This window comes from Stenotrophomonas sp. C-A (assembly GCF_054030835.1).
Genome location: NZ_CM132916.1, coordinates 381,389 through 395,918, shown reverse-complemented (window position 1 = coordinate 395,918; position 14,530 = coordinate 381,389). Strand labels below are relative to the sequence as shown.

The window sequence follows — 14,530 nt, the reverse complement described above, 5'->3', positions numbered from 1 at the left end:
CTCTGACGGATGCAACCACTCAGGCGAACGGCAACGCTGCAGCTCTGCACGCTGCCGTAATCGCGGCACACGCCTCTTCAATCCCGGGCGTGGTTGGTGCCAAGCGCGGTCGCCGATCCAGCGTGCAGGCCAGGCCTACGTCCAGCAACGTGGCATGCGCGCCATGCAGCGCCTGCGCCGTGTCTTCCGGCAGGAAACCGGCAACCGCCAGCGCATCGATCAACGACGGCGTATCGCGTGGTTGCAGCAGCGCCGCATGCTGCGCACTGCGCGCCAGCACGCCGGTCTGCAGCAGGAACTCCAGGTCCACCACACCACCCGCGCCCTGCTTCAGGTCCAACCGCGCGGCATCGCTGCGGTCCAGTTCGGTGCGCATGCGGCCACGCATCTTCAACACATCGGCATACAGCGTGGCCGGATCGCGTTCGCGGCCCAGCGTCTGCGCACGCACCTGTTCGAAGTCGGCCAGCAGGCTGGCATCGCCGGCCACACCACGCGCGCGCACCAGGGCCTGGTGTTCCCAGGTCCACGCACGCTCGCGCTGGTACTCGGTGTAACTGGCCAGCGAAGACACCAGCGAACCCTTGCCGCCATCCGGGCGCAGGCGCACGTCGATGTCGTACAGGCGGCCCGCAGCAGTGACCGCACCGAGCAGCGCCATCACCTTCTGCGCCAGGCGCGCATACCAGCGCCCCGGCTCCAGCGGACGTGCACCATCGCTGGCGTCCACCCCGGCCGGGTTGTCGTGCAGGAACACCAGGTCCAGATCGGAACCGAAGCCCAGCTCCAGACCCCCCAGGCTGCCGTAGCCGATGATCGCGAAACGGCCACCGGGAATATCACCATGCGCGGTGCGCATATCGGCTTCGGCCATCGCCAGCACGGTGACCACCACCGCCTGCGCCAGTTCGGCCAGTTGCCGGGTGCTGTCCACCGCGCCCTGGCGGCCGTCCAGCGTGGCCATCGCCATGCGGAAGCTCAGCGCCAACCGCGTCTCGTTTAGCCAGCGCAGTGCGGATTCGGGATCCTCCACCGCCAGCACCTGCTGGCACTCGGCCAGCATGCCGGCGGCATCGGGCATCGGCCCGGACACGCGTACGTCCAGCAGTTCATCCAGCAGCAGCGGATACGCCGCCAGGCGTTCGGCCAGCAGTGCGCTGCGCGCCAGCACATCGACCAGCCGCGCCAACGCGCTGGGCTGCTCGTCCAACAGCGCGAGATAGCTGGTCCGGCGCAGCACCGCCTGCAGCAGGCCAAGCACGCGCTTGAGCGCGGCGTCGGGCTGGGGCGAACGCGTGGCGGCATGCAGCAGTGCCGGCAGCACGCGATCCAGCCGCGCACGCGCGGCGTCGGACAACGACTTCACGCCGGTGCTTTGAGCGAAATCGCGCAGCGACTGGTCAGCGCCGTTGGCATCGAGGAAGCCGGCTTCGGCCAGCAGCGGTGCATTGCTGCCTTCGGGCAGGCTGCGCCAGTAGTTGGCCAGTGCATCGGGCGCGGCCTGGCCCTTGCGCGGTGCCAGCAACGCGGCGAATTCAGTACTGACGCGCTGCTGCTGTTCGGCCAACGCCGCGCGCAGCACGTCCCAGTCCGGGTAGCCGAGGCCGACGGCAATGCGCTCGCGGTCCAGCGCATCGCTGGGCAGCACATGCGTCTGCGCATCACGCAACATCTGCAGGCGGTTTTCCAGGCGGCGCAGGAACAGGTAGGCCTCGCGCAGCGCGCTGCCATCTTCGGGGGCGATCTGCCCGGCGGCGACCAGCGCGTCCAGCGCCACCAGCAGGCGGCGCTCGCGCAGTGCTGGTTCACGGCCACCCCGGATCAGCTGCAGCGCTTGGCACAGGAACTCGATTTCGCGGATGCCACCGGCGCCGCGCTTGATGTCTTCATGCAGTTCACGGCGCGCGACTTCGGCGGTGATGGCCGCCTTCATTTCGCGCAGGCCATCGAGCGCGGTGAAATCCAGGTAGCGGCGATACACGAACGGGCGCAGGGTCTGCAGCCACGCCTCGCCGGCCTCGATGTCGCCGGCCACTGCGCGCGCCTTCAGCCACGCATAACGCTCCCAATCACGGCCCTCGCGCTGGAAATACTGGTCCATCGCCGCGAACGACAGCGCGACGCGGCCGGCGCTGCCGAACGGGCGCAGGCGCAGGTCGACGCGGTGGCTGAAGCCATCGACGGTGGTTTCGTCCAGCAGCTTGGCCAGGCGCTGGCCGAGCCGGGCGAAATACTCTTCGGCGGCCAGCGCACGCGGCCCGTCGGATTCGCCGCCGTGCGGGTAGGCGTAGACCAGGTCGATATCGGAACTGAAGTTCAGCTCGCCGCCGCCCAGCTTGCCGAGGCCAAACACCACCAGCTGCTGCGGAGCGCCTTCGCCATCGCGAACCACGCCGTGGCGCTGGGCGAACTCCTGCTGCAGGGCATCCAGCGCCAGCCGCAGGCAGTCCTCGGCCAGGGTGGTGGCGCCGGCCAGGGTCTGCGCCACGTCGTCCAGCCCGGCCAGGTCGCGCCAGATCAGCCGCGTGGACATCGCCGTTCGCCAGCGCCGCAGCTGTGCCGGCCAATCGCTGGGCTGCAGCGGGTCGAGCACGGGTGCGGGGATCGGCGGGCAGCCGGGCGCGGCCAGCTGCGCCAGCAGCGCCGGTTGCCGCACCAGGGTATCGAGTGCGAAATCGCTGGTGACCGCCAACCGGGTCAGCAACGGCAGCAGGTCAGCCGGGACGGGCTCGGGCAGGACCTGGGCCAGGCGCGCCAGGGCGCGGTCGACAAGAGGCTGCAGGGAGGCGGGCAGGTCAGCGGGGGCGAGAGTCATGAGCGGATTGTATCGACCCCGTAGAGCCGACCGCTGGCCGGTAGATCCGATGATCCTGCCGAAGGTTGCTCAGGTTGCCGGCCAGCGGCCGGCACTACCAATAATGGGAACCGCGTATTCATACTGGGCAACAGGCAATAAAAAAGCCCGCTTGCAGCGAACTGCCAGCGGGCTCTGCTCCCTCCCCCACGTCGGGATGCAGGGCCATCGTGCGGGCTGCGAAAGCACTTTGCACGCTGCACTGCAAAACAAAACCGGTGGGTTTGGGTGAGCCCCCGGGGAAAAGCCATTCCACGAAGGTAGAACCCCCCGTACGGATGAGGATGGCCGATAATCGGAATTCCCCCCAGCAACACGTGTCGTCATGTCTGTTGATCGCATCGCCAACGCGCGTCTCCGTGACCGCGTGGTCTCCGCAGAGGCCGCAGCCGCGCTGATCCAGCCCGGTGAAACCGTGGCCATGAGCGGCTTTACCGGCTCCGGGTATCCCAAGGCCGTTCCCGTCGAACTGGCCCGCCGCATCGAAGCGGTGCATGCCCAGGGCCGGCCCTTCCAGATCAGCCTGATGACCGGCGCCTCCACCGCGCCGGAACTCGATGGCGCGCTGGCCAAGGCCGATGGCATCGCCATGCGCATGCCGTTCCAGAGCGACCCGGATGCGCGCAACCGCATCAACGAGGGCAAGCTGGATTACATCGACATCCACCTCAGCCACGTGGCCCAGCACGTGTGGTTCGGCTTCTACGGCGAGATCGATACCGCCGTGATCGAAGTCTCGGCCATCCGTGAAGACGGTTCGCTGGTGCCCTCCACCTCGGTCGGCAACAACAAGACCTGGCTGGACCTGGCCAAGAAAGTGATCGTCGAGGTCAACGAGTGGCAGCCGGCCGGCGTCGACGGCATGCATGACATCTACTACGGCACTGCGCTGCCGCCGCACCGCAAGCCGATTCCGCTGGTGAACGCCAACGACCGCATTGGCGACACCGCGCTGCGCTGCGACCCGGACAAGATCGTGGCCGTGGTGCGCACCAACGGCCCGGACCGCAACAGCCCGTTCAGTCCGATCGATGCGACCAGCGAGCAGATCGCCTCGCACCTGATCGAGTTCCTCAAGCACGAGGTGAAGAAGGGGCGCCTTCCACCGAACCTGCTGCCGCTGCAGTCGGGCGTGGGCAACATCCCCAACGCGGTGCTGGCCGGCCTGGCCAAGAGCGGTTTCCGCGACCTGGCTGCGTTCACCGAGGTGATCCAGGACGGCATGCTCGACCTGCTGCGCGACGGCGTGCTGAGCTATGCCTCGTGCACGGGTTTTGCGCTGAGCCCGCAGGCCAACGAGACGTTCAAGGAGAACATCGATTTCTACCGTGAGCGCATCATCATGCGCACGCAGGAGATCTCCAACCACCCGGAACTGGTGCGTCGCCTCGGCTGCATCGGCATGAACGGCATGATCGAGGTGGACATCTACGGCAACGTCAATTCGACGCACGTGATGGGCACCCGCATCATGAACGGCATCGGCGGTTCGGGTGACTTTGCCCGCAACGGTTTCCTGTCGGCGTTCCTGAGCCCGTCCACCGCCAAGAACGGCACCATCTCGGCGATCGTGCCGATGGCCAGCCATGTCGATCACACCGAGCACGACGTGTCGGTGATCGTGACCGAACAGGGCCTGGCCGATCTGCGTGGGCTGACCCCGCGCAAGCGCGCGCAGGTGCTGATCGACAACTGCGCGCACCCGGATTTCCGCCCGCAGCTGCAGGACTACTTCGACCGTGCCAGCCGCGAAAGCTACGGCAAGCACACCCCGCACCTGCTGCCGGAAGCGCTGTCGTGGCACCAGCGCTGGCTGGATACCGGCACGATGAAGGGCTGACGCCCGCGGCTGTAGAGTCGAGCCATGCTCGACTCTCCTTCCCTGTGGAGCCGAGCATGGCTCGGCTCTACAAGGGCCCGCTCCACAGAATCCCTGTAGAGCCGAGCCCACGCTCGGCTCCACGGCAAGCCGTTTACCCGCGCAGCGCCGCCAGCGACTCGGCCTGCAGCCGCTCGTAGATCTCGAACTCGTCATTCACCGCCACGCCCAGCGCCTGCTCGAAGGCCTCGCGGTTGGCATGCGCGGCATACGCGCGCTGCTCTTCACCGCCCAGGTTCGACTGGAAGATGCCCGCCGCGCTGACCGGCAGGAAATCCTCGTAGACGATCGGGTCGGCCGTGGCCAGGCCCGCAGCCACCAGCACTTCAGCCGGCAGATCGGCCACGCGCTCCGGCGCGGCACGGCCGGCATCGGTCAGCTGGTAGCGGTAATACCCCAGGCCTTCCTGGCGCAGCGTGTCGTGGTCATCCGGGAAGCTGGCGAACACCGCCTGCAGGCGCTGCCCGTAGTCGCCGCCGGTGCTGCCTTCGCCACCGGCATCGCGGGCCTGCGACAACAGCTGGTCGTACAGCGCGCGGCCCTTCGGGGTCAGCGCAAGGCCGCGCTGTTCGATCTCGCCGAAGCGCGCGGTATGCGTGCCGGCATCGCCACCTTCCGCGTCCGGGAAATGCACGGCCTCTTCCAGTGCCTTGAAACTGGTCTGCCGCAGCAGGATCGGGCAGGCACGGCGCGGCGGGCCTTCGATGACCGCCTTGGCCGCCATGCCGTGCTCGATCATCGCGGCCTGCGCGGCGTCGATGTCCAGCGTGCGCGGGGTCAGGTGATTGATGTGCGGGCCACGGAAACTGACCACGTCGGCCACCAGCCGATGCGCGTTGTGCAGCGCGTGGTAGGTCGGCAAATCGACCGTGGCATCACCGTGCCAGCGGAAGGTTTCCAGCGCTTCATCGACAAAGCGCTCGGCATCGGCCTGCGACAGGCCACCGTCACGCTCGGCCTGGTCGATCAGCGCCAGGGCGCCCTCGGTGAAGATACGGCGGCGTTCGAGGATGCGTGCGGACTCGGCACGCAGCGCTTCGTCCTCGATCAGCTCCAGGCGCAGCAGTGAGGTGAACACGCGGAACGGATTCTGCGCCAGCGCGGCGCCAGTGAGCGGGCGGAACGCGGTGGAATGCACCGGCACGCCGGCCACCGACAGGTCGTAGTAGCCGACCGGGTACATGCCCATCACCGCGAACAGGCGGCGCAGCGTGGCCAGTTCCTGCACGGTGCCCACCCGGATCGCGCCATGGCGTTCTTCATCCAGGCGCGCACGCTCGTCATTGCGCTGCAGCTGCGCGGCCAGCGCCGGGTCCTGGGCAAGCACCTGCGCGTTGATCCGCTCCACCAGTTCCACCAGCGTGCCGTACAACGGCACTTCAGTGCGGTACATGCGGGACATGGCCTGTGCGAACAGGCGGCGGATCACATCAGGCGAAACGAAAGAGGCGCTCATCAGTCACTCGATTACGGGAACGGGGAACAGCTCGAACCCGTATTGTCGCCGGAGCGCGCGGCGGCGGCGATATGCAGAGCAACATGAAAGAAATCGGTAGTGCCGGCCGCTGGCCGGCAACCTCCGGATGCCTGGAAGGGTGCAGTTGCCGGCCAGCGGCCGGCACTACCGCTTGAGTTGGCGTTTCAAGGTGGCATCCAGGGTGATCGGCCGGTCCCAGTGCTGGTAGCTGGCCACGATGGCATGGCGCACGGCGCGGTAATGCAGGTTGTCCGGCTTGGAGGGCATGCGCTTCACCACCGCCTCCCAGCCGCCCGCCGGGTCCTGGCTGAAGGCGCGCACGCTGTCGCGGCAGGTCTGGCCGCTGGCCTTGGCCCAGAAACAGGCGAAGTAGATGTCCCCGGCCTGCCAGCCGTGGGTGGTGAACAGCGCGCTGATGTAGCCGCGCGGCACGTCGGCGTAGCGCGACACTTCGTCGAGGAAGGCGTCGGGGTAGCGTTCGGCGTAGTGGTTGATGTCCTGCAGCTGGGCATCGACCCAGCTATCACCGGTCTCCACCTCGTAGGCTGCCGAGCGCTCGGCGGTCTGCTGGGCCAGCACGGTGGCCGGCACCAGCAGCAGGGACAACAACAGCGCGCGCAGTCGGACGTTCATGCCCCGATTCTGCCGCAGCCGCCGGGTCCTGTCAGGCCGCCGCAGCGGCCTTGGCCTCGATCGCCGCCAGTGCAGCCGGCCAATCGTGGGCGGTGTCGGCGGTGACCATGCGCGGTTCGTCGTCGGCCACACCATGCTGGGTCTCGTGTGCCCAGGTCACTGCATACGGGGTATGCACGCCCCAACCACCGAGGGTGACCACCGGCTCGATGTCCGAACGCAGCGAGTTGCCGACCATCACGAAGCGCTGCATCGGCAGATCGAATTCGGCCAGCACGCGGGCATAGGTTTCCGGATCTTTCTCCGAGACGATCTCGATGCGCGGGAACAGCTCGGCCAGGTTGGCGACCTTGATCTTCGCTTCCTGGTGGAACAGGTCACCCTTGGTGATCAGCACCACCGGGTAGTGCTCGGCGATGGCTGCCACGGCTTCGCGCACACCGTCGATCAGTTCGACCGGGTGGCGCAGGGTGTCGTGGCCGATATCCAGAATGCGCTGGATATCCTTGGCCTCGATGCGCTGGCCGGTGATGTCGATGGCCGCTTCGATCATCGACAGGGTCATGCTCTTCACACCGTAGCCGAAGGTGCCTAGGTGGCGCTGCTGAACTTCCAGCAGGTGGCGCGCGGTCTGGGTGTCATGCACGTCGACGTAGCGCGACAGCAGGTCAAGGTAATCCTGCTCGGCCTTGCGGTAGTAGTCCTCGCTCTTCCACAGCGTATCGTCACCGTCAAAACCGACCAGGCCGATGGCGCGCGACGGCGCAGGCGTGGAGGTGTTCATCGGCCAAGGATACAGGGGTGGCGATGACGAGAAAAACCCGGGCGGCCGCAGCCGCCCGGGTCCCCATGCACCGGTCTTCCCGAATCAGGTGTGGATCAGCGGCCCTGGGCCGCGCCGGCACCCGCACCGGCCTGCTGCGCGGCCACATAGGCCTTGTACTCATCGGCGCTCAGCTCGCCGTCCTTGTTGGTATCGGCCTGGTCGAACACCTGGGCCAGGCCCGCGTTCACCTGTGCCTCGGTCTTGCTGATGGTGCCGTTGCCATCGGTATCGATGCTGGCCCAGGTCTGGCCACCGCCATTGGCCTGCGCCGATGCCGCTGCGGCCGCATTGGTCGCCTGGTCGGCGGCCTGGCCAGCCTGTGCAGCCGCCTGCTGGGCCTGTGCGGCCTCGTTCTGCGCATGCGCCGCCTGCTGCTTGGCCGACTGCGCCATCGCCGGAATGGCCAGCACGCTGCCAGCGGCGACGATCAGGGCGATCAGGGGCTTGCGGTTGCGAATAGTCATCAGGGGTGTCTCCTGCCAATTGGGTGGTGTTGCGCGGCGTGTTGTCTCCGCACGGCACCTACCCTGCCACCGCGTTTCTGAATCGATTTTGCGTCGCGAGCGGCGTGCACACACACGATTAACCACTCGCCTCCACCCATGCATTAGCGCGGTGGTTAGCAGCAAGTGAGCAGCTCATAAGATGCGCATTCAGCGCTGCCGGATTTAACCGGCAACCAACGAAAAACCTGCGTCAGTCGACGGTTTTTCCCGATGACCGCGAACTGAACAACACCCACCCAAGGGCGACACCGGCGAGCGCGCCGGCGATTTCCAGCACTACGCGACTGCCGAGTTCGTTCGGATCGTGGATGGTTGCCAGGAACAGGCGCGCGTACAGCGGCGACTCCAGCCGCACGATGCCCATGTAGAACAGCTTCCATGCATCGATGCCGGCGGAGATGATCACGGCGATGACGCAGGACCAGCCGATGGCGTGGCCGACCGTCCAGTGCAGGAGTCGGCACAGCTGCGACCACAGGAAGTACACCAGCAGCCCGACCAGCAGGGCGATGGCGCCGGCTTCCAGGGTACCGAGCAGGCCGAAGTGCAGGGGAAGGTTCATCGGGTGGGCAGCGGTGGGATGGCGGCCAGTGTAAGGGTATCGGCAGGGTTGCACCCTGCACCCGCAGAGGCTTCAGGCAACGGCCAAAGCCAAAGCGGCTCTGGACTGCTGATGGTTTGGCGGGACGATGTGGGTGGGCAGGACACGCCGTAAACCCATCCCTGGGGGCTCGATGGCGCCATCCATGGCGCCAACGGTCCTGCCCACCCACACCGCCCCACCTCCGACAGATTCCTAATGACGGCGTGGATCTACCGTGTCGACCAAGGTCGACACCTACCAACAGCAGCGACCCACTGTCGAAGGCGGGGTGGGTCCGGTTGCGGGGGCGTGAGCCGCATGGATGCGGCGGCCGAGCTTACATGGGTGAGGGCGCTTTGCTTGCGAAGCACTGCTTCGCAAGCGCCCGAACGCACAGCCGCCAGCGGCTGGGCCGGACCCCGGAGGGGGGCTTGCATCGCCCCCCCGCAACCGGCCCCACCCCGCCATCCCACAGGAGGCCCGCTTTTGACGTTGCTTCGGCCTCTGCGGGTGCAGGGCGCAGCCCTGCCGATACCCCTACCGCACGGGGACGTCGTACGCGGTACCGGGATCCGGCTCCGGCTGCAGGGTGTAGTGCCACCACTCCTGCGGGTAGTTCACGAAACCACGCCGGGCCATCGCCTGCACCAGCTGCTGGCGGTTCGCCCGCTGCGCATCAGTCAGCCCGCTCGCCCGTGTATGCGCACGCGGGCCAAAGAAATCGAAGTCGGTGCCCATGTCCAACGGCATGCAATCACCGCTGCGGCAATCCAGCAGGCCCAGATCAACGGTGGCACCGCGGCTGTGGCCGGATCGCTCGGCGATGTAGCCGTCGGCCAGCAGCCGTGGCTTGTTCAGATCCGGGTACTGCAGCGCCTTGCGCGAGAGTTCGCCTGGGTCGTTCACCCAGGCCATGAAGGCCTGCACCGAACGCACCGGCCGATAGCAATCGTAGAGCCGCAGGCCGAAACCCTGCGCGCGCAGATCCTGTTCCACCTGCGCCAGCGCTTTCGCTACCGGCGCCAGCAGGTAGCAGGACGACGCCTCGTAGCCGGGCACGCGCGCGCCGGTGAAGTTGTTGGCGCCGGCGTAGCGGATGTCCATGTCGATACGCGGCGCCACCGAACGGATTTCCACCAGCCCTGCCTCGGTCGCATCGGTGGCTGGCGAAACGCGCGGTGGCTCAGCGGCGCTGGCGGTCGCCGTCAGCGCAGTCGCCAGTACGAGTGAAATGCAGGTCGTGGAAGTCATAGCTGAAGTCGATGTCCGGATCGATGGCGCGCAGGTCCAGCGTCGGTACCGGGCCCTCGCCTGGCTGCAACCACGCCTGCGCTTCGTCGCCCAGCGTATCCCAGCGCAGCAGCCAGCGCCCCTGCAACTGCAATACGGCCGCCTGCAACTTTGGCGACTTGTCCACGCTGAAGCGCAGGCCATCCTTGCCCGGGCACAGCGACGCCGGGCCCAGCCAAGGGTCGCTGTAGCGGCCCTGCCAGCGCGTCAGATCAGCACCCATGGTCGCCTGCGCCGGACTGGCTTCAGGCCGCTGGTGGCCGGTTGCCGCGCGCATGGCCTGGTCAGCCTTCAGTTCGGCCAGGTATTCCATCGCCGGGCGTGCATCGTCGGGTGCGGTGAAGCGCTTCAGCGTGGCCTGCATCAGCGCGGTGCGCGCATCCTCGCCCTCGCCGTTCATCAGCATCACCACGCCCACCCTGCGGTCGGGCAGCAGCGCCAACGACGAATACATGCCCGACAGCGTGCCGGTGTGCGCCACCTTCCACCGCCCGTGCATGTCCGACACGCGCCAGCCATAGCCGTAACCGTAAAAATGCGCGTTGTCCCAGCGTCGCTGGCGTTCACCCAGCGGCATGGGCATGTGCAGGGTCCACAGCGTGCGGCGCTGCTCAGCGCCCAGCCATTCCGGCACCAGCGCAGGATCCAGCAGCACCTGCATCCAGCGCGTCATGTCCCGCAATGAACAGCGGATGCCGCCGGCCGCCATCGACGGCAGATCGGGGCTGATCGCTCCATCTGCGTTCACGACCTCATTGCGATCACCGCGCCAGGCATGCGGCTGCGCCACGTTGCCCACGCGTTTCACCGACCACGCCCCCACCTGGCAGCGCGTCATGCCCAGTGGTTCGAACACCTGCTCGCGCATCAGCTGGTCATACGGCTTGCCACCCGCCACCGCTGCCACTTCGCCGGCCACCACATACATCAGGTTGTCGTAGGCGTAACCGCTGCGGAAGCTGCTGACCGGCTTCAGGTGTGCCAGCCCGGCAATGATGTCGGCACGGGTGAATGCGTTCGGCTCCGGCCACAGCATCAGGTCGCCGGCCCCCAGGCCCAGGCCGCTGTTGTGGATCAGCAGGTCACGCACCTGCATCTGCTGGCCCACCCACGCGTCGTGCATACGGAAGTTGGGCAAGTGCCGCTGCACCGGATCATCCCAGCGCAGCTTGCCCTGCTGCACCAACCGCGCCAGCAACGCGGCGGTCATCGCCTTGCTGTTGGAGGCGATCTTGAACAGCGTGTCCTCGTCGATATGGCCGCCATCGCCGCGCACACCCTCCGCATGGCGATAGACCACCTGCCCGTTGTCGACCACTGCCATCGCAAGCCCGGGCAGATGTTCGACCCGGACCACGGTGGCGACATCGGCATCGAGGGATGCGGTGTCGGTCGCCGATGCCGAAGAGGCGGCCAATGCCGCCAGCATCCAGAGGCTATACATGCTCACGCCCCGGCACTGGGCCTCAGTAGGCCCAGGTGACGGTCAGCTGCGCGTAGCGCGGCGACTGGAAGCTCGTGCCGTAGCGGTACAGCGGGTTCGGCGTGCCGATGCTGTCCTGCGGCTCGTAATCCTGGTCCACGGTCACCACGCGCTGCTGGTTCAGAACGTTGTACACCGCCAACTTCAGGCGCAGATCGGTGGGGATCGGCACTTTGTACGAAACACTCACGTCCAGGTCGTAGGTCCACGGCGTACGCCCATCGCCGCCGCGCGGCGAATGCACGAACACACGTTCGGACGGTACCGTCGCCTGGCAGTTGGACACGCACACGTAGTAGCTGTGGAAGTCGGTGTCGTCGAAAGGATTGCCGGCACCGAAGCGCGTGATCGGGCTGCCCGACTGTACGCCCAGCGTGGCGGCCACGCTCAGGTTCTCGGTCAACGAGTAGCTGCCGCGGAACTTGAACTGGTGGCGGCGATCGTTGGCCAGGTAGCCGTAGCCGCGATAGTTGACCCACGGGTTGTCGAAGTTCTCGGTGCGGCCGGCATCGGCGAAGTCGGTATCGGAGTTGACCGGGCCTTCGGCGTTGCCGCGTCCATAGGCCAGGGTATAGGACGCGTTGAAGCCCCACTTTCCATCCCACGCACGGTCGACCTGAAGTTCCAGCGCCTTGTAGTCGCGCTTGGGCTTTACCCAGCCGCGCTGGCCCACGTAGTTGCCATCATCGTCGTACAGCGCCCAGCCTTCCCTGGATGTGTCGATGTTGATCCAGCCATCATTGGTGCCATCACAGTTGGTGTCGCCCCAGACAGTGTTGGTGCGTCCCGGGTTGCCCATGATCCACACCCCGTCGATGGCACCGCATTGGCCGGTGGCGGTGATGTTCATGTCATCGATGGCGTTGTGCAGGCGGCGGTAAGTCACGCTGGCGCCAACCGACCAGGCCTCGTTGATCATCTGCTGGAAGCCCAGGATCGCTTCATCCTGGTAGACCGGATCCATGTCCCGGTTCACTTCAGCACGCAGGTCCGGCACGCTGCCATCGCCCTGCGAATTGTCCACCGGTCCGATCTGCGCGCCCAGCACCGGCACATTGTTGGCCGCGCCGCTGTAGCCCAGGAACTCATACCAGGTGCGTTCGTCGAGGAAGCCACCGGCCTGCTTGATGTTGATGACGTTCGCCACGGGCAGGAAGTAGCGTCCCAGGTTGCCAAACACCTTGGTGGTGCCATCGCCGCGCACATCCCATGAGAAGCCGAGACGTGGCGCCACCATGTCATCGATCTTGATGTAGCTGCTGCCATCGCCGCCCTTGTTGTCGAAGGCTTCCAGGCGCACGCCCATGTTCAGCAGCAGGTTCGGTGTCACCTGCCAGTTGTCTTCCAGGTACCAGGCCGAGTTGACGGTCTCAAACGCACCCTCCACCTCATAGCGGCGCGTACGCGCCACCAGGCCACTGGCCGGCACCACACCGCCGTTGAGTGAACTTCCCGGAGTACGCGCATAGATGTCGTAGCGCAGGCCGCCCGGACCGGGGTAGGCACGGCTGTAGTCGGAGGTGTTTTCCTCGCGGTCCATGCCGAAGCGCAGCAGGTGATTGCCCAGTGTCCATTCGAAATCGGCGCGGGCGGCCTTGCGGGTATCCAATGCTGATTCCAGCTGCGAGCTGCTGGTGCAGCTGCGGTCACCCTGCAGCGAGGGTGGCACGCCCTGGCTGGCCGTTCGGTTGTCGAACACACGGTTGCAGTTCTCGTCCATCAACGAGCTCTGCATGCGGTTGCGCTTGTTCTCGCCATACATCAGCTTCATGGTCAGGTCGTTGTTGACCTGCCAGCTATAGGTGCCGGACCAGTTCTTGCCGCCCACCGTGTTGTAGATCTGGTTGCTGCGCTCACCCACAGTCTGTCCCGTGGCGTAGTCGTAATCGTAGACATCGGTGAGCGTCTTGCTCTTGTCCGAGAATCCGAACAGCGACAGCATCTGGTTGTCGGTGATCTGCCAGTCGATCTTGCCGCCCCAGAACGGATCATCGGCCTTGCCCTGGCTCAGGCGGGTGCCAGCGTCGTTGGTCGATGTCGGGCGGTAGTCGCGAGCTTCATACATGCCGAAGAAGAACAAGCGGTCCTTCACCAGCGCACCGGACGCGAATACGTTCAGCGCACTGCGACTGTAGTCGTCGCGGCTCGCTGTGATGTAGCGGCTGCCGCTGCCGTCGTAGCGGTCGCGCGCCTGCGACTGCCAGGCACGCGGTTCGAACACCAGTTCGGCACCGGCCTTGAAGTCGTTGCTGCCGGACCGGGTGACTGCGTTGATGACACCGCCGGTACTGCGCCCGAACTCTACCGAATAGCCGCCAGTCTTGACCTGGAATTCCTGGTAGAACGAGAACGGCACCGACGAGAAGCCGACCCGGTTGTAGAAGTCGGTAACGTTCAGGCCGTTGATGTAGACGGTGTTCTCGGCCACCGACGAACCACCGAAGGAAATGCCCTGGCCGCCCAACGAGCCCTTGCCCTTCACCGCGCCGGGCGCGAGCAGTGCGACGGCGGTGATGTCACGGTCCACCGGCAGGCGCGAAAGCTCCTCGCGGGTGATGTTCGTGGCCGATTCGGTGGACTTGACATCCACCATCGACACCACCTGCGGTGCACGTACCTCGACCGTACCCAGCGTGCTGACCGCACCCAGCGGCACGTTCACCGTGGTCGCACTGCCAAGGCTGATGGTGACCTGGCCAACACGGCTGGCCGCTCCACCCGGCAGGCTCACGTCCATCTCGTAGGTGCCGACCGGCAGCAACGGGATGCGGTAGCTGCCATTGGCGTCGGCCTGCACCGATCGGACAAAGCCCGTGGCGGGGTTGCGTACGGTGACCGTGGCACCGGCCGGCACCTGGCCGGCATCGCTGACCAATCGGCCGACCACCGAACCATCCTGTGCGAATGCGCTGGGCGCGATCACGCCCAGACACGCCCCGAGGGCGACGCACAACGCCGCCCGCTTGATGCTGTAAGCCTTCATCCCCTGCTCTCTCCTG

At 66.5% G+C, this 14,530-nt stretch carries 10 protein-coding genes; 1 reads left to right on the top strand and 9 read right to left on the bottom strand.

The genetic code is table 11. From position 1 onward, the window contains the following. Positions 1–19 precede the first annotated feature (19 nt). Positions 20–2,815 (bottom strand): bifunctional [glutamate--ammonia ligase]-adenylyl-L-tyrosine phosphorylase/[glutamate--ammonia-ligase] adenylyltransferase, encoded by a 2,796-nt coding sequence (glnE, locus tag ACW5IY_RS01805; protein ID WP_049437061.1) that lies wholly within the window; start codon positions 2,813–2,815, stop codon positions 20–22. A gap of 364 nt (positions 2,816–3,179) precedes the next feature. On the opposite strand from glnE, the gene ACW5IY_RS01800 reads away from it, so the two are divergent. Then, positions 3,180–4,694 carry an acetyl-CoA hydrolase/transferase family protein gene (locus tag ACW5IY_RS01800; RefSeq protein WP_049437063.1) on the top strand — a complete coding sequence of 505 codons (1,515 nt, stop codon included), beginning with the start codon at positions 3,180–3,182 and terminating at the stop codon, positions 4,692–4,694. Positions 4,695–4,827: 133 nt separating this feature from the next. Here the strand turns inward: ACW5IY_RS01800 and hglS are convergent, their stop codons facing one another. The 8 genes from hglS to ACW5IY_RS01760 form a co-directional block, all read right to left on the bottom strand. Beyond that, complete coding sequence (hglS, locus tag ACW5IY_RS01795) at positions 4,828–6,189, bottom strand: 2-oxoadipate dioxygenase/decarboxylase HglS (RefSeq protein ID WP_049437066.1); 1,362 nt, start codon at positions 6,187–6,189, stop codon at positions 4,828–4,830. Between the two features lie 165 nt (positions 6,190–6,354). Next, on the bottom strand, positions 6,355–6,843 hold the full coding sequence (locus ACW5IY_RS01790; protein WP_049437069.1) for a hypothetical protein: 489 nt from the start codon (positions 6,841–6,843) through the stop codon (positions 6,355–6,357). Between the two features lie 31 nt (positions 6,844–6,874). Further along, the gene (locus tag ACW5IY_RS01785) at positions 6,875–7,627 is read right to left on the bottom strand and encodes an HAD family hydrolase (RefSeq protein WP_049397778.1); all 753 of its coding nucleotides are present in this window, start codon (positions 7,625–7,627) and stop codon (positions 6,875–6,877) included. 95 nt (positions 7,628–7,722) lie between these two features. Continuing rightward, complete coding sequence (locus tag ACW5IY_RS01780; RefSeq protein ID WP_049437070.1) at positions 7,723–8,133, bottom strand: EF-hand domain-containing protein; 411 nt, start codon at positions 8,131–8,133, stop codon at positions 7,723–7,725. Positions 8,134–8,365: 232 nt separating this feature from the next. Beyond that, complete coding sequence (locus tag ACW5IY_RS01775) at positions 8,366–8,737, bottom strand: hypothetical protein (RefSeq protein WP_049437073.1); 372 nt, start codon at positions 8,735–8,737, stop codon at positions 8,366–8,368. Positions 8,738–9,295: 558 nt separating this feature from the next. Continuing rightward, the gene (locus ACW5IY_RS01770) at positions 9,296–10,009 is read right to left on the bottom strand and encodes a M15 family metallopeptidase (protein ID WP_049435065.1); all 714 of its coding nucleotides are present in this window, start codon (positions 10,007–10,009) and stop codon (positions 9,296–9,298) included. Further along, positions 9,942–11,492: a serine hydrolase domain-containing protein gene (locus ACW5IY_RS01765; protein ID WP_049435064.1), complete on the bottom strand. Its 1,551-nt coding sequence runs from the start codon at positions 11,490–11,492 to the stop codon at positions 9,942–9,944. The genes ACW5IY_RS01770 and ACW5IY_RS01765 overlap by 68 nt, the downstream gene beginning before the upstream one ends. 22 nt (positions 11,493–11,514) lie before the next feature. Then, positions 11,515–14,514 (bottom strand): TonB-dependent receptor, encoded by a 3,000-nt coding sequence (locus tag ACW5IY_RS01760; RefSeq protein WP_049435063.1) that lies wholly within the window; start codon positions 14,512–14,514, stop codon positions 11,515–11,517. Between the last annotated feature and the right edge of the window lie 16 nt (positions 14,515–14,530).

Excerpts from the sequence above, each read along its gene's own strand:
- glnE (WP_049437061.1), bottom strand. The coding sequence starts at position 2,815 with ATGACTCTCGCCCCCGCTGACCTGCCCGCCTCCCTGCAGCCTCTTGTC.
- ACW5IY_RS01800 (WP_049437063.1), top strand. The coding sequence starts at position 3,180 with ATGTCTGTTGATCGCATCGCCAACGCGCGTCTCCGTGACCGCGTGGTC.
- hglS (WP_049437066.1), bottom strand. The coding sequence starts at position 6,189 with ATGAGCGCCTCTTTCGTTTCGCCTGATGTGATCCGCCGCCTGTTCGCA.
- ACW5IY_RS01790 (WP_049437069.1), bottom strand. The coding sequence starts at position 6,843 with ATGAACGTCCGACTGCGCGCGCTGTTGTTGTCCCTGCTGCTGGTGCCG.
- ACW5IY_RS01785 (WP_049397778.1), bottom strand. The coding sequence starts at position 7,627 with ATGAACACCTCCACGCCTGCGCCGTCGCGCGCCATCGGCCTGGTCGGT.
- ACW5IY_RS01780 (WP_049437070.1), bottom strand. The coding sequence starts at position 8,133 with ATGACTATTCGCAACCGCAAGCCCCTGATCGCCCTGATCGTCGCCGCT.
- ACW5IY_RS01775 (WP_049437073.1), bottom strand. The coding sequence starts at position 8,737 with ATGAACCTTCCCCTGCACTTCGGCCTGCTCGGTACCCTGGAAGCCGGC.
- ACW5IY_RS01770 (WP_049435065.1), bottom strand. The coding sequence starts at position 10,009 with ATGACTTCCACGACCTGCATTTCACTCGTACTGGCGACTGCGCTGACG.
- ACW5IY_RS01765 (WP_049435064.1), bottom strand. The coding sequence starts at position 11,492 with ATGTATAGCCTCTGGATGCTGGCGGCATTGGCCGCCTCTTCGGCATCG.
- ACW5IY_RS01760 (WP_049435063.1), bottom strand. The coding sequence starts at position 14,514 with ATGAAGGCTTACAGCATCAAGCGGGCGGCGTTGTGCGTCGCCCTCGGG.